This is a genomic window from Leucobacter sp. cx-328 (assembly GCF_014530035.1).
Lineage (GTDB): Bacteria > Actinomycetota > Actinomycetes > Actinomycetales > Microbacteriaceae > Leucobacter.
This window is the reverse complement of the sequence record NZ_JACVMX010000004.1, coordinates 148,207-168,133: the sequence shown is the minus strand read 5'-3', so window position 1 is coordinate 168,133 and position 19,927 is coordinate 148,207. Positions and strand designations below refer to the sequence as shown.

Sequence of the window (19,927 nt, the reverse complement as noted above, 5' to 3'; positions counted from 1 at the left end):
CGACATTCCCGCCTCGTAGTCGGCAGCTATCTCTGTCAGACGCTCAGGAATGATGCGTGCGAAAGATCGTGGAGATTGTTGTATTTCTGCGGTACTTGGCGACGAGGATTCTTCCTGCAGTAGCCGCCACCCCTGTTCTAATTGTTTTGCATACGAGGAGAACACCCCGACAGATGCCGCGGAGCTCTAAGAGCTCCGCGGCTTTTGTGTTTCCGCCATCGCCGCGTGAATCCGCTGATCCAACTGATCGAGCTCCTCCATGATTGCGATGGCGATCCACACCCTGTCACGTTTACGCCCGGTGATCTCCTTGATGATGCCGGCCGCTTCAAGCTGCGTGATCGCGTGATTCGTGTTCGAAGAAGCGGTGCCCGCATAGAAGTTCGCCTCTTCTGACGTCAGGGCAGGCTCGTCGTAGAACGCGGCGATCAGTCGCTCCGTTGCGGAGCCGTAACGCGGCTTCAGCTGCAGATACCACCGATCTGGCAATGCGTTCAGCCGCTCAATTGTGGCTCGGGAGCAGACTGCTGCGGCCTCCGCTGAGCGGGCGAATAGACGGATGATTGGTTCGGGATCACCTTCGCGATAGGCGATGAGCGCAGCAAAGTAAGCGTCGCGCTGGGCGAGCAGGCCGCTCGCAATGGGAACGACAAGATTTCGTGTTGCACCGCGCCGATGCAGCACGGCGGAGACGAGCGCGCGCCCGATCCGCCCATTGCCGTCGGTAAACCCGTGGATCGATTCAAACTGCGCATGCCCGATCGCCGCCTGCACCATGATGGGGACGTCTTCACGGTTGAGGTACTCGATGAGATCAGCCATCAGTGGTGGAACATGCTCGGGCGCAGGCGGTACGTGGATTGCGTCGCGCGGGGAGTGATCGCTTCCACCGATCCAGTTCTGCATGTCTCTGAGTCGCCCGGCGTAGAGAGACTCACTCGGATCGTCGAACATGAGCGCACGGTGAGCACCCTGAATTTCATCGAGCGTAAAGCAACCGTGCAGACCCACCCGGGCATGAGTTGGTGGATCGCCTCTGTAGCCGCCACCATGCTCGTCGCGCACGGATTGCTTCGATTCCCAGTCGCCGCCTTGGCGTAGTCGATAGCGGAGGCCGAAATCTGTTCGATCTTTGAAGATGCGACTGATTCGCTTCGAATGAGGAAGCGGTTTACTGCCCTGGAATGGTCTTCAGCATCGGCATCTACCTGGGCCACCGCCAGCAGTGCACGCTCTGCGGCGACAGTGAGCCCGAGACCAGGGGCGAAATGGAGCGCTGCGATACGAGGCGGCACCATCGTGCTGACCGACGTCAATGTGCGGTCAGCACGGTTGCCGCTGCGCGTCTGCTGGCGCCACGGGCACAATTCGACGCGATGCGCTGGCCAGCTGGTTGCTCCTGTCATGGCGGAAAGGCTATTTCGGTTTGGGTGCACCAAACGAAAACGACGATCGAATGGTGCCAACGCACGTCATGCCAAGGGCAGTTCTCAGTTCGCCTGGCAATGGCTTCGCCAGAACCTCTGAGGCTGCTGTACCGCTATTGCTTGCGAAGCACCGAGCGGCGCGCAATGAGCGAGGCACCTGCTGCCGCGAAGAGTGCTGCGCCAACAACGCCCCAGCCGAGGTCGTCGCTACCCGTGCGCGCGAGCGCATCTGGCGTGGCACCGGTGCCCGTGCCCGGCTTCGCACCGGTACCGGGTCCGGTGGGACCGCCCGGCTTCACCGGGGGCGCAAGCGCATCGTCGATCACGACGGCCGGCGAGCTGAGCTCCGCGGCAATTCGGCAGTCGGCGGTGCCGGCCACCGTCACGGCGATCTCAGCACCCGCGTCGGCCGCAACGACGGTGTAGGTCGCTTCGGTGGCGCCGCTGATCGGCGAGCCATCGCGCGTCCACTGGTAGCTGAATGACGCTGCCGGCACCCAAGCCGATACCTGCGCGCTGAGCGTTTCACCGATTGCCGGCGTACCGGTCACCGCCGGGGTGTGTACGGACTCGAATGCTACGGGCTCTTCGACGCTTTCGAAGGTGAGGTGGGCGGTATCGGGGGCGGATCCTGCCACCAGCGTCACACCGTTCTCGGCGCGCACGGTCACCGCGCCATCGGTGGTCGGCGTACCTGAGATCACGCCGGAGACGGAGTCAAGCTCGAGGCCTTCCGGGAGCTCACCGTCTGCGATGCTCACCCAGGTTGGCGTGGGCGCGCCTGCGAGCGTCGGGGTGAGGGCGATCGGATCCGCCGCGCACACGTTCGTGGTGATTGTGGTCTCGGGGTACGAAATCTCAGCGGACTTCAGTTGCGTGACGTCAACGGGCAAGACGCCCCAGGGGCTGAAGCCGCTGATGTAGGTGCGGCCGTCCGTTCCGACGCGAGTGGCATACGGATTGAAGTAGTCGAGGTCCTGGAGTCCCAGGGTGGTGGTCAGGGCGCCGGTCGCGGTGTTGAGATCCATGATGTATCCGCCGCCGCTCACGGTGACGATACCTTCGCTGTAGCGGGTCATGTCAATGCCGCGGATCATGTGATCGTTCGTCGGGAACGACTGGACGGTGCCGGTCGCTGGATCCGCGATGATTCCCATCTCGCGCATATCGAGACTGAACGCAATCGCGCCGGTGACGTGATCGACCTGCACCCACGGCGACTGCTCTGGGTTTGCGGTGTCCGCAAGGTTCTGCACCACCGGGGTGACGTCGCCAGACGCGAGATCAACGGCCCAGATGCCATTCAAACTCGTCGGCACAGCGCGGTCAACGCGCACGTACGCGGTGTTGCCTGAAGCGGAGACAGCCATGCCGTTTGTGTATCCCGAAACGATACCGGGGATGCTGAAGTCTTGGGCCCCGACGAAGGTGCCGTCAGGCTGCCAGGTCGAGATGGTGAACGATGCGGGAGCCGCGGCACCGCGGTTCAGTGCGTAGACCGTGCCGGCCGCATCGGTGGAGACCGAGTACACCTTTCCGGTCACGCCGGGTGCATCGTTCGTGTTCCACTCGATTGGGGCGTCACCGTTCTCGAAGTACCTGGTGATGAGAGAGCTGCCTATGGCGCTGCCTGACCAGAGCGCAGAGTAGAAGGAGCCGTCGATGCCGGGTTCCAGCTGCCCCTGTGGGGTGGGGGTTGCGGCAGCCATGACGTCGTCGAGCACGATGAGCGTCTGGCCATCTTGGCCGATGGCCGCAGGCGGTGCTTGGACTGGTGTTGGTGTTGCAGCGACGGCCGCGGTGGCACCTAAGGTTGTGATGGCACCCGCCCCTGCTCCTGCGCTGAGCAAGCCGAGTGCGAGCGCTCCACTGATCGCGGTGAACCTTGTGCGCTTCGTGATGTTTCCCTGAACTGACATAGTGTCGCTCCCTCCCCGCGCGTATGCCAACTGTTGTCCCAAGTAGGAACAGGCACACGTCACAACTCCAGCATCACCCGGAAAGCCAGTCCGGACCATTGGTTCCATGCTCTTTGAGTGCGCAAGGTACCAGAAGTGAGTATTCAGTGAGGGTTGGGTGTGACTACTCAGTCGCGTTGTTGAGTTCGAGCTCGGGAGGATGGCGACGGAAGCCGCGGGTCAGCCAGACCAGGTAGGCGATGCCGAGGCCGAGCGTCTCGGGGACGTCGTCAGTCCGTTCAACCTTTTCCGAATTGGTGTGAGACGTTGAATGTGAGAAATGCTGAATGAGAAGTGCAGTAATGCTGATTCACCAGTGGGGGCAAGCTTCGAAACTCACGGATGAAGACAACGCACATCAGGTTCGCGTCATTCCGCGGAACATCGAGTTGGTTCATGGCTTGTCTCACTACTTTTGTGAGCCCAACCCCGAGTTCAATCCAGGCGACAGCAGATTTTTTCATTGAACGGTAATACCGGCTTGTTTGGCCTATTTTCCCCACTTGGTGGCCGTTGATCTACTGGATTGCTGGCGGAAATTCATCACTTGAAGAGGAAACAAATGCATCGAAGACAGCAGCACTGCACACAAGAACCTCAGGCGAGGAGCAGCGCCCTTTTAAGACAGACGTTAGGTGTGCTGATTGCAGTAGCGCTCTCGGTATCAATGATCTCCGGACCAGCTTTGGCAGCAAAATCGGATGACACCTTCGAGGGGGCAGACACCATAGGTGCCCTTAGCCGGGGAACCCCAAAGGAGATGAATGGTGCCGCGAATGATCTTCAGGTGATTTCGGCCAGCGCAGAGGCTTATGAGAAGGAGAAACAGGAAACAGCTGCGAGATTGGCCGATGCAGCTTCGCTTCAAGATTCAATTCCAATTGAGACCGACGGTGCCGTGGAAAGTGCGGTCGCTGAAAATGGCAGCACTGTAGAGATCGCTCCGGACGGGACAGCCCTGCTTTCTTCAAATTTGGGCGATGAGATTGGGATTAGCGCAACTGGCAGGTTCAATAGTGGTGCGATCTCGGGTGGATCCTCAGTCCAGACGGGTGAAGTAAACGAAGCAGATGTCGTTACGCGAGCCACCGAAAATGGGGCACAACTGGTAGCGATCTTCAACGACGAGGCAGCAGAAGGAAGAGTGTCCTTTGAATTTGAGCTTCCGTTGGATTCGCGAATGGTGGAGATAGCTGATGGGTCTATCGCTATCGAGCAGGACGTTGAAATTGAGCGGCCTCTTGCTGGTGAAGAGAAACGAATTAGCGACGCCGTGGATGCTGCCCTCATCGATTTGAAAGACGATCAACCGCTGTCAGAATCCCAAGCTGCGGAACTTGAGCAGATTGCACCAGCGAAAATGGAGGTGGCTAGCGAAACTCAGCAGCTGGCCAAGGTCGGGGTGCCTTGGGCAATCGACGCGAAAGGTAAGGCGCTTCCAACCCGATACGAATTAAGTGGAGAAACCCTAACGCAAGTAGTTGACTTGCGTGGCGCAGTATTTCCAGTAACCGCCGACCCGGCATTATGGTGGGTCATCGGTACCTCTGCCGTCTGTGCTGCGCAACTGGGGACGCTTGCCTTCGGGGCGGCCAAAGTTGTTGCAGCATTCGCCAAAGCGGAACGAATCATCAAATCAGCTAAAACCGTACTTCAGGCATACCGTGCTCTTGGTAACAGCATGAAAAGCGTGCTCAGGTATATGGAGAGATTCGTGAGGAACCGGTCGAGTCTGTCGACATACCAAATCAGAACGATCGGGAAACTCGTCGGAGGCATAAGCTCGGTAATCGTCGGCTCGCTTGGGCTTGGTGGTTGTTACAACCTCTTCAGGGCCCGCTGGTAACTCGCATGGATATCTTCATGGGAATCGGGCTTGCAGGAGCAAGCCTTATGTTTGCGTTCTTGTTGAGTTTCTCGCTCTGCACGCGAGAAACTGACGAGCAGAGTTTTCCTGGCTTGCTTTTGTTAGTCATGGGAGTCATGATCATTGGCACATCGCTCAGCCTGATCGATGAACCCTGGATCTCGCCCTTGTGGCTCCAATATATGCTCCTCGTTGTGGCGCCCCTAACGACCGGGTTCATCCTTAACGTGGTGCTCTTGGCTTCACTTTCAAAGTCTTCACCTGAAGACGCAGAATAGGGCAGCGGCTGCGAAGACGCGTAAACCTCAATAACGCCCATAGGCTGGGCTCGTACATCGAATACTCGACAACGAGCCCAGCCGGTGAGCGACCGATTGGCGTTGGGGATCCGCCGCCTTATTCAGCCGCGTTGTTGAGTTCGAGCTCGGGCGGCTGGCGACGGAAGCCACGGGTCATCCACACCAGGTAGGCGAGGCCGAGGCCGAGCCAGATGAGGCCGACAGTCATTGCCATGCCGTCGAGGCTTGTCCAGAGCCATGCTGAGAGCGCGAAGCCGATGAGCGGAAGCACCAGGAACCGCACGAAGTCGAATCCAGCCCGGCGCTTCTGCTCGAAGAAGAAATGCTTGATGACCGACAGATTCACGAGCGAGAACGCCGTGAGCGCGCCGAAGTTGATGAGCGAGGCTGCCGCGTTCATATCGATGAAGAGCGAGACGAGGCCGATGGCCGAGATGAACATGGTCGCGCGCACCGGGGTCTTGAACTTCGGGTGCAGCACGCCGAAGATCGCGCGGGGGAGCACACCGTCGCGTCCCATCGAGAACAGCAAGCGGGATGCGGTGGCCTGCTGCGCCATAACTGCGCCGAAGCAACCGGCGACGAATGCCGCGGTGAAGAAGATCTCGAACCACTTGCCGCCGACGGCGAAGGTGATGTCATTCGCCGCCGAGTCTGGGCTCGAGTAACTAGTCCAGTCTGGGACCGCGAGGTTCGACAGTGCCGAAACCACAATAAAGAGGAGTCCGCCGATGAGCGTCACGAGCATGATCGCCCGCGGAATGTTCCGCTTCGCATTCTTCGTTTCCTCGGCGAGCGAAGATACGGCGTCGAATCCCAAGAACGAGTAGCAAAGAACGGCGGATCCGGCCAGCACCAACGCTGTCTCCGTATTACCGCCGAACACCACGTCGAAGATCGACGGGATCTCATTGCCAGCGGCGGTCGTCGATGCGAGGACCAGGAAGAGCACCACGAAGATCACCTGCGCCGCCACGATTGCGTTACTCACACCTGAGAGGAGCTTGACGCCGATCGAATTCAAGACGGTGACCGCGACGATGGCGATGATGATCCACACCTGCTGTGGGATCGCGGGTACCGCCGCAGCCATATAGATGCCGATGACGAGGTACGCCATCATTGGCAGCAGGACGTAGTCGAGCAGGATCGTCCAACCACCGAGGAATCCAATGTGCCCACCGAGTGACTTGCGCGTGTAGGTGTAGGCGGCGCCCGTCGTGGGGAAGGCGCCAGCCATCGACGCGTAGCTCGATGCGGTGAAGAGCATCGCGATGAGCGTCACGACGTATGACGTGACAATTGCGCCCTCCGTCATGGTGTTCACAACGCCGTACGTCGTGAATGACGCCATCGGCATCATGTAGGCGAGACCGAAACCGACCGCGCCCGTGAGGCCGAGGGTTTTCACGAGTGAGGGAGCGGGCGCGCTCGTCGCCGTGACTGGCGAGGAGCTTGGGGAACTACTGGGCATCGTTGACCTTTCACGCACCGGCGCGAGGCCGAGCAATCTTCAGGCGGGCTGGCGGTGCCCGACTAAGCAATTGTGCGAGTTGTGGTCTCGGAAGTCCGTCGGTCGAATGACGTAAATGTGTTGCCGTGCTACTCCCAACACGAGTCGACATCTCGCCTGAGGGCGCTGGCGCTGGTCTGGAAGGCATCTCGGTTGATACATTCATCAGAGAGACAGACAAACGCTATGGCGAGTTGAAGCTATTTGGCAAGCCCACCCATTTTCTACTTGGCGACGTTTCGCAGGTGGGGCATCGACGGCGTCTTGTTCTGGAGGGATGCCTACCGTCTTTGGAGTCTGGCTGGGTCGAACACGCAGTGATTTGGGGTTGTCGCTGTTGGCATGATGAGTGGTGCCGTGCATTAGTGATCTGTGCAAGCTCCGGGATTACACGGTTAAATCAGGACTCCGACGCCCCTCGCTTGTCTATAACCCGATACGAACCTCTGCTCTGCGGGAAGTGCAAATGAGAAAGCGCGTGGGCTGGGGCCGACTCGTTGCCTGTTTGAATGGGAAACTATTTGAATGCGCAATAGTGAATCGGCGGTACCTGATAGCTGGGACAAGCAAGTCGCGGAACTAGTGCCCGTGCTTCAAAGAGGCCTCCTTGATGCTCGGAGGTCCTACGAGATGATCATCGCTACCGTTGTCATCGAACGGCGTCGTCAAAACCGCGAAAGCATTAAGACAGACCTGGACTTAATTGCGGCCATTGCCTCGCTGAATTACGAGTTAAAAACACTAGTCCTAAGATTGGTCGAGGCTCCATCAGATCGTGCGATCTGGCACAAGTATTTGGCGTTAGTGCTGTGGCAGGTACTTGAAGAGCTGCCATCTCTGCTTGGCACAGATCTGCAAGACGAAGGCAAGAATTTCAAGAACGCAGTGAAAGGAATACGTAAGGACCGGGCATTTATGGAAGAACTTAAGCAGATTCGCAATGGGGTCGCGGCGCATCTAAGTCTCACCAAAGTCGGCCCCGGTCGTGTCGAATGGTCCTTCGATTCCATCGTGAATAATGCTCTCGGGGAGCCTGCGGTCCTCACCACCCTAGTCATGCGAGCCACCGAGGTATCGACGGCCGTGCACCAGCTCGGGTCGTCACTGATTCGAAAGCACATCACTTTGTTCCCAGGTGCCAATGTCTGAATCAAACAGGCTCGTTGCGTATGTCGTAGGTAGTATGAAGCGACTCGAACAGCGACAGTGGGGGTAGAAATGGTGTTCGGTGAAAAAGCCGCTCGTGATTCTCGAACGAGTACAGATAAGCTCGCTCGGTTGGCTCGGAGTCGAAACCCAATAATTCGTAGGCTCGTTGCCTCGAACCCATCGACGCCGGTCACAATGCTCAGCATTCTTGCGAAAGATCACGATGCTGAAGTTGAACTCGCTGTGGCCGGCAATCCTCTTTGTCCAGCTAGTGCGCTTGAGACCCTGTCGCGTAACGAGAATAGCGTTATCAGGGAGGCCGCAGTAGCGAATCCTTCGATGCCGACATCGGTCCTTGAAGAAATCGTTAAAGCCGACTCGATCTCTGAACGCGAGAAACTCGCGATTGCCGCGAATCCATCCGCGTCGGCGGTCTCCCTTTCCGAATTGCGAATGACGCCTCACTTCAGCTCCCAGGACGCCGAGCACCAAATGCTTGTCTCCGTCGCGCTTAATCCGAACGCCTCAGCGGGCACCCTACGGGACCTTTTCCAACGAGACGAGAAGTCGCCGACGCAGCGAGAAATCAACAGGGCCATTGCAGGAAACCCTGCCGCTCCCCTCGATACGCGGGCAGAGCTGTTCGGAATGGATACTTATCGAGACCTAGTGCTTGCAAACGAGCTGCGCCAATCATCACAGTCCCGGATTGCGTGCGCTCGCGCGGCCTCCAACTGTGTAGCTGAGCTGCTGTCCCATAGCCCTGATTCGGAGGTTCGCCGGGCAGTGGCACTCGCTCCAGGCGCTTCGGACACCATTCTTGCTGTACTTTCCGATGACCCAGCCCGGGAGGTGTCCTCTGTCGCTCGAGCACGCTGGGCAAGGGGCCTAGGCGAGATCGAGGATCTCACCTTGAGCACCGATGGGATGGTGATCGAGGCCTTGATTATGAATGCGAATATACCTGTCGATCACAAAGCAGCGGCGGTGGAAGCTGGGCTGCCATTGGTCGGTGAGGACACGCTAATGGACCTCGCGAAGGACCCTGGCACGCCGAGCCAGATCTTGAGCGGAGTTCTTGATAGAGGAGCGAGCCTAACTCCGCGGAAAGCATCAGAACTCAAGAACGCGATTGCGTCTAACCCTCGGGTTTCGGCAGAGACGCTCCGAACTCTCGCGATGGACAATGACCTTGACATCCGAAAGCTAATGGCTAACTCTCCCATGGTCCCCATGGATAGCCTGGTGAAGCTCGCCTCCGATGCCGATCCAAAGATCCGGGAAATCGTCGCGAGCAACTCAATAACCCCAGTTGAACTCTTGCTCAGATCAGCCACCGATGATGTGCCAGCCGTCGTTCGAGCGACCGCCATCCACCCAAAGGCCACAGCAGCTGTTCTTGACAGGGTAGTGAAAGATCAGCTTGAGCGGCGCAAGAACGCCCGATCCAAGTCGGCGTACAGCCGTGATCTGCCTAATTTCTCACTCAGGCCGCTATATGCTGTTGCCGCGAACCCTCGGACCGACAAAGACACTCTACGAACTCTCGCCGACTCTGTTGATCGAGCGCTGAATGACAATCTCGGCTATTCCCGCGATGAAACCGCTATTGAGCGAGAAGTCGGAGTTTGGACAAGCATCGCGGGTAACCCCTCGGCAACAGACGACTTGCTCGACAAGATCGCTCGTGCAGTGCATGAGATGGTTTGGACCAAAACTGACCCGGATCGCGGGCGTATCGGCCTGGAGAGCCTCCGTGAATTGACGCTGAAAAGTGTTGTGAAGAACCCATCTGTTTCGGTTGCGACTCTCGACTTTCTGAGTTCCGGAGACTGGGTTGCGCGCCGGACAACGAAGCGAAGTGAGCGTGAGGACGGTCATACTACGACATGGAAGGTGTGGGACCGACCAGCGACTGCTGCTGCCAAGCAGGACATGGCTAGCGCGGTAAAAAAGGAGCTCTCACGGCTGCAGTGGCGCGATACGTCCAACAGCAAGAATCGCCTTGAGTTTGCCTCTAATCCAGAGGTATCCCTTGAAATACTGGAGGAACTGAGCGGCGACTCGGACGTTGCCGTCCGCAGCGCAGTTGCCGGCAATCCGTCAACGGACCCCAAAATGTTCCACGTGCTTGTTGCCGATCCAGCTACCGAGGTTCGGTTGGCCGCTGCCGCGGCCACGCACCCTGATTTGGCAAGCGTTAGACACGAATCGTATCTGAACGCGGCGAACACTCGTGAGTCTTGTTACCGCACGGCTTTCGAGTATCTGGCTCAAGATCAGGACGCGACTGTGCGATCAGCGGTAGCGGACAACCTCAGCGTCTTTTGGAATACGCTTTCGCAGGAAGCTCGAGATCGCTACGCCTTCGATGATCACCCTGTAGTTCGAGCATCGCTAATACGAGCCGTCGTAAGCAAAGAATGCAACACTTTTGATCGCGACTTTGGATTGTCCGCAGAGGCCCTAGTCCATCTGGTTGACACCAGCGACGCTGATCTATGGAGAATTCTCGCCGGAAAGGGTCTCTGGGGGCTTCCAGCCACCGTTCTGAACCGACTTGCCGATACTGGGGACTCTGAAACTGTCGTGGCCGTCGTCAAAGCCTTCGATACGGACCTTCCACTCTTGATCCGGTTTGCAGCATCGGAAGACTCTGCGGTCGTCGAAGCGGTTTCGGCCAAACGATTCTTCCGAGACGAGGATCGATCGATGCATGATGCCCTAGTACGGGCGCTATTGAAGAATCCATTAACTCCCGGGGACTACCTGATGCAGTTCGTGCGCTCGAATCATGTGAATCAGGAGGAACGCTTTCTGAAGCTTGCAATTGCCCATCCTAACTTCCCGGAGACAGCACTCATTGAGTACGCGTCTGGTACGAATGAGCGTCTAATTCGCGCTGCAGCGTCTAGTGATCACATGAAAGTGCTTGTCGCGGTAGCATCAAATCCTGCAGCACCAATTGAAGCTCTCAGCGACCTAACTGAGCGAGTTGCGCCAGAGGTGCGTAATGCGCTGATCGAGAACAAAAGCACTCCGCCTGAACTCCTGTTTCGTCTCATTGAAGCCGGAAACCTGTAGAAGCCTTAGCGAAGAAAGATTTGGAACGTTTCGTCCGAGTCACGCCTACGCCGAGCCGATATTGCCTGGGTAGTTTTACTCTCTGCCGGTGAAACCGATTAACCGTGGTGCTGATCGCCCTCATGGCTGGTCTGCACGTGCGCGATCGTCTTGTGGCTGTCGTGCTTCACGAACACCTTCAGGCGGGCGCCGTCGTCGTTGCGGAGCGCGTTGACCGTACCGTTGAGGCGGTCGCTCTCGTTCTTGAACGCGGTCACGATGACGTCGGCGTAGTCCGCCGAGCGTGAATCGCCCGCCCAGAGCTCAGCGTCAGCGAACGCTGTCGAGAGATCGCTCGCCGAAGCGGTAGCGACATCGAGCCCGGTCGCGTCCTTGATCTGCGCAGCTGAGAGCAGGAAGACCGATTTATACGAATCCTCGTACGCGACGTCGAACCATTCGTCGGCAGGCTTCGCAGTCTCGGGCGCAGTCTCAGCAGGCGCGGCAGGAGCCTCGGTGCTCTCGGCAGCCCCGGGCGCGGTCTCCGCAGGAGCGGCAGGCACAGCCTGCTCAGCGCCCTGCGAAGAAGCGAATGATTCTTCTGCGGGGGCAGATCCGCACCCTGTAAGCAACAGCGTCGACGCGAGGCCTACTGCTGCGAGCGAGCGCTTGAGCGCCAGTCGACTTGCGGTCGTGGACACAGAAACCTCACATGCTTTTCTCATCACAGACCAGTCTAAGTATCGACGTAGGGGCGTAGAGACACCGCTGTGCCCCGCGAGTCGGGTGACATTCGCGGGGCACAGTCGGTGCGGGCAGTGTGATCACGGCCCAAGAAGATCGGCGGATCAGTGCCCGCGCTTCACCCAATCCTGGAGGTGCGGCTTCTCGTCGCCGATCGTCGTGGTGTCGCCGTGACCGGTGTAGACGACGGTCTCCTCAGGGAGCGTCAGCAGGCGCTGCGAGATCGAGTCGATGATGGTCGGGAAGTCGCTGTACGAGCGGCCGGTTGCGCCGGGTCCGCCGTTGAACAGGGTGTCGCCGGTGAAGACGGCCTCGAGCGCGGGCACCGAGAAGCTCACCGATCCGGGGGAGTGACCTGGGGTGTGGAGCGCCTCAACCGAGATGCCCGCTACGGGGAAGGCGTCGCCGTCAGCGATCTCGAAGTGCGGAAGCTGCTTGTGCACCGACTGCCAGAGCATGTGATCTGCGGGGTGCAAGTACAGCGCCGCATCGAGCGCGGCGGCGGTGTCGACCGCGGCACGAATGTGGTCGTCGTGGCCATGCGTGAGTAGGATGCCGATGACCTTGCGACCACCGACTGCCTCAGCCACCGCTGCTGCGTCGTGCGCGGGATCGATGACGATCACTTCATCGTCGTTACCGATGATCCAGACGTTGTTGTCGACGTCCCAGGTTCCGCCGTCGAGCGAGAACGTGCCGCTCGTGATCAGGCGTTCAATGCGTGCGTTACTCATGATTTCCTTTACAGCTCGACGACCGAGCGCAGCACGTTTCCACTAGCCATCTTGCCAAACGCAGCCTCGACGTCGCCAAGAGCGATGCGCTCGGTAACAAATCCGCCGAGATCGAGGCGACCCAGCTTGTACTGATCGATGAGCATCTGGAAGTCGCGGCTGGGCAGGCAATCACCGTACCAGGACGACTTCAGCGATCCGCCACGTCCGAAGACGTCGAGCAACGGCAGCTCAAGCATCATCTCGGGCGTAGGAACGCCCACGAGCACGACTCGGCCCGCAAGATCACGCGCGTAGAACGCCTGCTTGTAGGTCTCGGGGCGGCCGACCGCGTCGATCACGACGTCGGCACCATGACCACCGGTGAGGGCGCGGATCGCCTCAACCGGATCCTCATTCCGCGAGTTGATGGTGTGCGTCGCGCCGAAGTGCTTCGCCTGTTCGAGCTTCGCGTCGTCGATATCGACCGCGATGATTGTGGTGGCGCCAGCGAGCTGTGCGCCAGCGATGGCTGCGGTGCCGACGCCGCCGCAGCCGATGACGGCCGCGGATTCGCCGCGCTTGATCTCACCGGTGTTGATTGCGGCGCCGATGCCGGCCATGATTCCGCAACCCAGCAGGCCAACGGCAGCTGCGTCGGAATCCTCGTCGATCTTCGTGCACTGGCCAGCAGCTACGAGGGTCTTTTCTGCGAACGAGCCAATTCCGAGCGCGGGGGAGAGTTCGGTGCCGTCTTCGAGCGTCATCTTCTGCTTTGCGTTGTGCGTCGCGAAGCAGTACTGGGGCTGGCCCTTCTGGCAGGCGCGGCACTGGCCGCAGGCCGCACGCCAGTTGAGAATGACACGATCGCCGACGGCGACCTCGGTCACGCCCTCACCGACGACGGCAACGCGAGCGGTTGACTCGTGGCCGAGGAGGAAGGGGAACTCGTCACTGATTCCGCCCTGCTGGTAGTGGTAATCGGTGTGGCAGACGCCACAGGTGAGCACGTCAACGACGACCTCACCCGGGCCTGGCCCGGGAACGATGATCGTCTCGATCGTGGCCGGTGCGAACTTCTCGCGAACAACAACACCCTGTACTCGATATGACATGTCAATTCCTTCCGACAGCTGCTTGCGCTGTGCCGTGCGTGGCCCTGATTGGTACCCGGCGGCGGTGCCGGGTCTGCTTGTCAGTATATGAGCCGGGGCTCGGGTCTGGGCCAGGTTGATTACTAGGGTTTTGCCGGATTACTTGTTGGGAAATTACGGGTATCCGGGCGGCTGTGAGCCGCTGCGGCGACTGCCGATCACTACCCCAACTCCGCCAACCGCAGCTGCAACCAAAGCGCCAGCGTCCGGTCGGGGTCATCGAGATCAATACCCAAACGAGCAGTAGCCTTGCGCACCCGGTACCGCACGGTCTGTTCGTGCAGGTTGAGCCGCTCCGCGACGCGAGGCGCATTGCCACGTTCTTCTAGCCACGCGAGCAGTGTTGCCCGCGTCTCGGCTTCGTTCTCGGCCAGGAGCTGCTCGGTTTCGGGCAGTCGGAGATCCGCCCCCTGCAGTGCATCGTTGCATGCGCGCAGCACCAACTGCGCCTGCACCGCGTCGGCCCCCGCGACCGTGAGACCGAGGTCGCGCGCGCAGTCAGCGATGCGGATGGCCCGCTCGGTATCTTCGGCGAATGATCCAGGGTGGCTCGGCTCGCTGACGCCGCAGTGGCAGTGCACGCCGGTGAGACGTTCGAGCTCGGGCAGTAACCGCTCGAGTGAGCGAGCGACGTTCTCCCGCGACAGCGCTGGCACCACGGCAAGCACCCGGCCATCGACAACGGCGCACGTGCTGCCAGGGAAGTAGACGGAGAGATGGCGTGAGGCGGCGGCGCGGATCTCGCTGACGTCACCCTCGGTAGCCGACGTGCCGTCGATCGCGGCAACGAGGTACTGGCGGTCTGAGCGGATCCCGAGCACGGTGAAATCGTTGACGTGCTGGGTGCCGGCGAGCACGCGACGGAGTGCTGCCTCCTTCGAGCGCTCGTCGCCGTGGTCGAAGCGCCAGGCATCCACGATGTAGCTCGCGGCGATGTTGGCGGCGCTGCGGAGGGCGTCTTCCTTCTCTGGCGCGAGCGGGGTCGCCAGGTCATCGCCTGTCGGGTCAATGACCCAGATGGATCCGAGGGGGATATTTCCCGCGCGGATCGGCATCGCGGCGCGGGGCGCAAACTCGTACTCGGTTGGGAACCGCGAGACATCCTCGGTGCTGAAGACCTGTCGGTAGCGCACCTCGTTCAGCGGCCCATCCGGGGTCTTGCGCGTGAGGATGCCGCTCGCGCGCAGCTGATCGATTGCCTGCCCAGGCAGCGCTGAGTAGGCGAGGATGTTGCGCCGGTGATCCTCAATGGCAACCGATCCGCGAAACGCCTGCGCGACCGAGTTCGCGAGCGCGAATAGGCGGTCGCCCGAGTTGGAACCCAGCTGCAGGCCGGCACCGTGCTCGCCAAGGAGTCGGCTGATGAGGGCGTCGAACTCGCGCCAGCCGACGCTCGCGGTGAGGGCGAGGAGGTGAAGGCTGTTTGACTGGCATGCGGCAACGAGTGCGGGGGAGACGCCACTACCCGAATCTCTCGCCACGACGCCGCTGACCTGATGCAGCCTGAGCTCGGCGCACAGCTCGTTGATGCGCTCGACTGTGAGCTCTGCGTGAGCGGTGAGCAGGAGGAGCTGACCCGTGAGGTGCTGCTGCGTCACATCTGAGTCGTAGTAGGTCACGCCGACGAGCGCGACGGGCGCCGCAGAGGTGTTGAGGGAGACGACGACCTCGTCACCGAGCTGCGACAGCAGGGTCGACAGCGGGAGGCCACTCGCAAATGGCGGCTGAGCTACATTGCTCGACTTCGATAAGTTCACTTCTAAAGATTATCGAATCCGATAAAAATTCTGCCACTCCAGCTTTCTAGAGTCTTTACATACGAACACAAAGGAGTTTCGAAGTGGCAGTTAGCGGGTTCTACGATCCGAGGTTTGAACGGATCTTTCCGACGCACGCCGCAGTGGGTGCGAACGGAGTTTTGAGTGTCGGCGGTTGCGAACTGCCAGCGCTCACCGCTGAGTATGGAACCCCGTTGTACGTGGTCGACGAGCAGGGTCTGCGCGATCGGATGCGTGCGTACAAGCAGGGGCTGGCAGCACGCCGCCCGAACAGCCAGGTCGCATTCGCTTCGAAGTCGTTCCCGGTACTCGCAGCGTACGCGGTTGCAGCATCAGAGGGCCTCGCGCTCGACGTTGCTGGCGCGGGTGAGCTACTGCTCGCTCTGGAGTCTGGCGCGGATCCCGAGCTCATCCACCTGCACGGTAACGCGAAGAGCCAGGAAGAGCTCGTACTCGCGGTTGACTCTGGCATCGGCGCGATCGTGATCGATGGCGAGGCAGATGTTGAGCGCCTCGATGCGCTGCTCACCCGCCCGCAGGATGTGCTCGTGCGCATCATCCCCGGTGTGGACCCGAGCGTGCCGAAGGCGATTTCGACCGGCGGCAAGAAGTCGAAGTTCGGTCTGCCGATTCCGCAGGCGAAGGCACTGATCGAAAAGCTCAAGGATCACCCGTACATCAACGTCAAGGGCCTGCACCTGCACATCGGTTCGCAGGTGCTCGAGGTCGAGCCCTTCGAACGCGCGGTTGCCGCGGTTCGAGAGCTCGGTGAGTTCGAGGTCTACAACATCGGTGGCGGACTCGGCGTGAACTACAACGTCAAGCACAACGCTCCGACCCTCGACGAGTACCTTGACGCGATCACCGCCGCCGCCGAGCGCGTGCTGCCGGCGTCGAGCCAGCTCATCATCGAACCCGGCCGTTCGCTCGTCGCCCGCAGCGGCATGACCGCATACCGGGTGAACAACGTGAAGCAGACCGGCGCGACCTTCGTCGCGGTCGATGGTGGCCTCGCTGACCAGATGAACGTTGCGCTCATGAACATGGAATTCACTCCCATCGTGGCGGATCGCGCAAACCAGACCCCCGACACGGTCGCGCAGCTTGTCGGTAGGCAGTGTGAATCGGGTGATCTCCTGGTCGATCAGGCAGAACTCGCATCACCCAAGACCGGCGACACCATCGTGCTCGCAGCGACCGGCGCATACGGGTACACGCTCTCGAACAACTACAACGGTGCGCTGAAGCCCGCGGTGGTGTTCTGCCGAAACGGCGAGAGTCGACTCGCGGTGCGACGCCAAACCTACGCAGAATTCTTGGGTCCGCACGTCGGCCCGAGCGAAGTCTCCTGGGCCGAATAGACCAGTTCACAGAACCGGCGGCCACTTGCCGCCAACCAATATCCCCAAAGAAGAGGAAACACCATGAACAAGAAGCTCGTACAGATCTCCACAGCTGCTGCGCTCGCCGCAGTGTTCGGCCTCACCGCGTGCTCGAGCACCGACGCAGCTCCCGCGAAGGAAGACGCCGCACCGCAGCTCACCTCGGGCGTTGACGAGAAGGCAGCTGCTGCGCTTCCCGATTCGATCCGCGACTCAGGCGTCATCAAGGCAGCCGCAGGCATCCCGTACCCGCCGTTCATTCTTCTCGAGGGCGAGAAGCAGGTTGGTCTTGACCCCGACCTCGCTCAGGCACTCGGCGAAAAGCTCGGCGTTGAGATTCAGATCTCGCACCAGGCGTTTGAGACCGTCATCCCCTCGTTGCAGGCAAAGAAGTTCGACATCATCATGTCGGGCATGAACGACACCGTTGAGCGCGAGAAGACGCTGAACTTCGTCGAAGAAATCTACGCTGGCTTCTCGATCGTCGTGAAGAAGGGTAACCCCGAGGGTATTACCGGTCTCGGCGATCTCTGCGGCCACGAGGTAGCCGTGCAGAAGGCGAGCGCCCAGCTCGACCTGCTGAAGGAACAGGCTGCGACCTGCAAGGCAGACGGCAAGGGTGAGCTCGTCATCCAGCAGCTGCCCACCGCGCAGGATCCGCAGACCGCACTGAAGGCAGGTCGCGTGGTTGCGTTCCCCGTTGACTCACCGGTTGCGGCGTACACCGTGCAGACCGCGGGCGACGGCAACGACTTCGAGATGATCACCGACCCCGAGAACCCCGCGGGCATCAACCCCGTGTACACGGGCATCGGCACGCTCAAGGAGAACACCGAACTCACCGAGGCGCTCCAGCTCGCACTGCAGGCGATCATCGATGAGGGTGTCTACCAGGAGATCCTCGAGAAGCACAACCTCCAGACCTTCGCCACTGAAGAGGCAATCGTCAACGGCGCATCGCAGGCAGGCTAGTTTCCACAATGACTTCGTCAACTCTCCCGAAGCCGGGGCAGGATCGGGCCTTCGATATTGAGGCCCTCCCGCTCCGGCGGCCCGGGCGATGGATCTGGGCCATCGTCCTCCTGCTCTTCGCAGCATGGTTCATCCAGGCGCTCTGGACAAACAAGAACATCGACTACTCCGTGGTTGGGCAGTACCTGTTCAACCCTGAGATCGTCTCGGGCGTCGGCACGACGCTCATCATCACTGCCATTGCAATGATCATCTCGACCGTGCTCGCGGTGGTACTGGCAGCGATGCGCCTGTCGGGCAACCCGGTCGCGATCGCGTTCTCGTCCTTCTACGTCTGGCTGTTCCGTGGCACCCCGCTGCTCGTCCAGATTGTCATCTGGGGCTACTTCGGTCTCATCTTCGAGAAGATTTCGCTCGGTATTCCCTTCACCGACATCGTGTTCTGGGAAGTCGACACCAACGTGCTGCTCACCGCGTTCGTTGCTGGCATTATTGCCCTCACGCTGAACGAGGCTGCATACTCGGCAGAGATCGTTCGCTCGGGCATGCTGTCGGTCGATTCCGGCCAGAAGGAAGCGGCAGCGTCGCTCGGCATGAGCCCGTTCCACACCTTCGTTCGCATCCTCCTGCCCCAGGCGATGCGCGTGATCATTCCGCCGCTCGGCAACGAGCTCATCTCGATGATCAAGAACACCTCGCTGCTCTCGCTCATCGCGGTGATGGAGGTCTACACCCGCGCGACGCAGATCTCGGCGCAGAACCTCAAGCAGGTTGAGCTGCTCATCGTTGTGAGCATCTGGTACCTCATCATCGTTTCGATCCTGTCGATTCCGCAGCACTACCTGGAGCGGTACTTCGGCCGTGGCGTTGAGCGCAACGCTCCCACGTCGACGCTGCAGAAGGCGCGCGAAATGACCGGTGCCATTGCAGTGCAGCTGCAGGGCAAGAAGAAGGGAGCACGTCGTGGCTGAACTCGATGACTCGGCGCTCGTACAGATGCGCGGAGTGCGTAAGCACTTCGGCGATCTCGAGGTCCTCAAGGGCATCTCGATGGACGTGCACGAGGGCCAGGTATCTGTGCTGCTCGGCCCGTCAGGCTCGGGTAAATCGACCCTGCTTCGCTGCATCAACCACCTCGAAACCATTGACGGCGGCCGTATCACCGTTGACGGCGAGATCGTGGGCTATCGCGAGCAGAGCGACAAGCGTCTGCGCGAGATGCACCCGCGCGAGGTCGCGAAGCAGCGTCGCTCGATCGGCATGGTCTTCCAGCGCTTCAACCTGTTCCCGCACAAGACCGCGCTCGAGAACATCATCGAAGCTCCGATGGTCGTTTCGCGGCGCAGTAAGGCCGAAGCTGTTGCTGAGGCACGTCGCCTACTCGCACGCGTGGGCCTCGATGCGTGGGCGGATCACTACCCGTCACAACTCTCCGGTGGCCAGCAGCAGCGCGTCGCGATCGCTCGCGCACTCGCGATGAAGCCGAAGCTCATGCTCTTCGATGAGCCGACTTCTGCGCTCGATCCCGAGCTCGTCGGTGAGGTACTCGACGTCATGAAGGAGCTCGCGAAGGAAGGCATGACCATGATCGTGGTCACGCACGAGATCGGCTTTGCCCGTGAGGTTGCCGACCAGGTGGTCTTCATGGACGGCGGCGTTGTCGTCGAAGCTGGCGCCCCCAGCGAACTCATCGACAACCCGCAGCACGCGCGCACGCAGGGCTTCTTGCAGAGCGTGCTGTAGGCAGAGTTCGTGTGATGCCGTAGTTGACGTCGTCACACTGACTCCTCGTACACATGGGTGTGCCCCGGATGTTGTCATCCGGGGCACACCCATGTGCGTCGTCCCTTTGCGCCGTAACGATGAACTCTGAGCTGATGCCAGCGTGTCACCGCGGCTTTGCACTCT

At 60.2% G+C, this 19,927-nt stretch carries 16 protein-coding genes; 9 read left to right on the top strand and 7 right to left on the bottom strand.

Annotated features, from left to right (window positions below):
- Positions 1-186: 186 nt before the first annotated feature.
- The gene (locus tag ICL81_RS12010) at positions 187-954 is read right to left on the bottom strand and encodes a Fic family protein (RefSeq protein ID WP_251381919.1); all 768 of its coding nucleotides are present in this window, start codon (positions 952-954) and stop codon (positions 187-189) included.
- A gap of 9 nt (positions 955-963) precedes the next feature.
- Here ICL81_RS12010 and ICL81_RS12005 point away from each other — a divergent pair, with 9 nt between their 5' ends.
- Complete coding sequence (locus ICL81_RS12005; RefSeq protein WP_251381917.1) at positions 964-1,101, top strand: hypothetical protein; 138 nt, start codon at positions 964-966, stop codon at positions 1,099-1,101.
- A 439-nt stretch (positions 1,102-1,540) separates the two neighbouring features.
- Here the strand turns inward: ICL81_RS12005 and ICL81_RS07510 are convergent, their stop codons facing one another.
- Complete coding sequence (locus ICL81_RS07510; protein ID WP_188034288.1) at positions 1,541-3,346, bottom strand: hypothetical protein; 1,806 nt, start codon at positions 3,344-3,346, stop codon at positions 1,541-1,543.
- Between the two features lie 676 nt (positions 3,347-4,022).
- Between ICL81_RS07510 and ICL81_RS07505 the strand changes: the two genes are divergently transcribed.
- Both ICL81_RS07505 and ICL81_RS07500 read left to right on the top strand, forming a co-directional pair.
- A complete protein-coding gene (locus ICL81_RS07505) occupies positions 4,023-5,231 on the top strand; it encodes a hypothetical protein (RefSeq protein WP_188034287.1) in 1,209 nt (402 codons plus the stop codon).
- Between the two features lie 5 nt (positions 5,232-5,236).
- On the top strand, positions 5,237-5,530 hold the full coding sequence (locus tag ICL81_RS07500; RefSeq protein ID WP_215394767.1) for a hypothetical protein: 294 nt from the start codon (positions 5,237-5,239) through the stop codon (positions 5,528-5,530).
- A gap of 118 nt (positions 5,531-5,648) precedes the next feature.
- On the opposite strand, the gene ICL81_RS07495 is transcribed toward ICL81_RS07500, so the two are convergent.
- A complete protein-coding gene (locus tag ICL81_RS07495; RefSeq protein ID WP_188034284.1) occupies positions 5,649-7,025 on the bottom strand; it encodes an APC family permease in 1,377 nt (458 codons plus the stop codon).
- A gap of 669 nt (positions 7,026-7,694) precedes the next feature.
- Here ICL81_RS07495 and ICL81_RS07490 point away from each other — a divergent pair.
- Together ICL81_RS07490 and ICL81_RS07485 are read left to right on the top strand one after the other, a co-directional pair.
- A complete protein-coding gene (locus ICL81_RS07490) occupies positions 7,695-8,213 on the top strand; it encodes a hypothetical protein (protein ID WP_188034283.1) in 519 nt (172 codons plus the stop codon).
- A gap of 195 nt (positions 8,214-8,408) precedes the next feature.
- Complete coding sequence (locus tag ICL81_RS07485) at positions 8,409-11,297, top strand: hypothetical protein (RefSeq protein WP_188034282.1); 2,889 nt, start codon at positions 8,409-8,411, stop codon at positions 11,295-11,297.
- A gap of 98 nt (positions 11,298-11,395) precedes the next feature.
- Here ICL81_RS07485 and ICL81_RS07480 read toward each other — a convergent pair whose 3' ends face one another.
- From ICL81_RS07480 to ICL81_RS12190, 4 genes are all read right to left on the bottom strand, one after another.
- Positions 11,396-11,977 carry a hypothetical protein gene (locus ICL81_RS07480; RefSeq protein WP_188034281.1) on the bottom strand — a complete coding sequence of 194 codons (582 nt, stop codon included), beginning with the start codon at positions 11,975-11,977 and terminating at the stop codon, positions 11,396-11,398.
- A 147-nt stretch (positions 11,978-12,124) separates the two neighbouring features.
- Positions 12,125-12,754 (bottom strand): MBL fold metallo-hydrolase, encoded by a 630-nt coding sequence (locus tag ICL81_RS07475; protein WP_188034280.1) that lies wholly within the window; start codon positions 12,752-12,754, stop codon positions 12,125-12,127.
- A gap of 8 nt (positions 12,755-12,762) precedes the next feature.
- Complete coding sequence (locus ICL81_RS07470; RefSeq protein ID WP_188034279.1) at positions 12,763-13,848, bottom strand: S-(hydroxymethyl)mycothiol dehydrogenase; 1,086 nt, start codon at positions 13,846-13,848, stop codon at positions 12,763-12,765.
- 200 nt (positions 13,849-14,048) lie between these two features.
- Positions 14,049-15,644, bottom strand: coding sequence for a helix-turn-helix domain-containing protein (locus tag ICL81_RS12190; protein WP_188034278.1), 1,596 nt, complete (start codon positions 15,642-15,644; stop codon positions 14,049-14,051).
- An 83-nt stretch (positions 15,645-15,727) separates the two neighbouring features.
- Between ICL81_RS12190 and lysA the strand changes: the two genes are divergently transcribed.
- The 4 genes from lysA (at position 15,728) to ICL81_RS07445 (ending at position 19,762) form a co-directional block, all read left to right on the top strand.
- A complete protein-coding gene (gene lysA / locus ICL81_RS07460) occupies positions 15,728-17,026 on the top strand; it encodes a diaminopimelate decarboxylase (protein ID WP_188034276.1) in 1,299 nt (432 codons plus the stop codon).
- Positions 17,027-17,089: 63 nt separating this feature from the next.
- Complete coding sequence (locus ICL81_RS07455) at positions 17,090-18,019, top strand: ABC transporter substrate-binding protein (protein ID WP_188034274.1); 930 nt, start codon at positions 17,090-17,092, stop codon at positions 18,017-18,019.
- Between the two features lie 8 nt (positions 18,020-18,027).
- Positions 18,028-18,990, top strand: coding sequence for an amino acid ABC transporter permease (locus ICL81_RS07450; RefSeq protein ID WP_188034273.1), 963 nt, complete (start codon positions 18,028-18,030; stop codon positions 18,988-18,990).
- 25 nt (positions 18,991-19,015) lie between these two features.
- A complete protein-coding gene (locus tag ICL81_RS07445; protein ID WP_188034343.1) occupies positions 19,016-19,762 on the top strand; it encodes an amino acid ABC transporter ATP-binding protein in 747 nt (248 codons plus the stop codon).
- Positions 19,763-19,927: the final 165 nt, after the last annotated feature.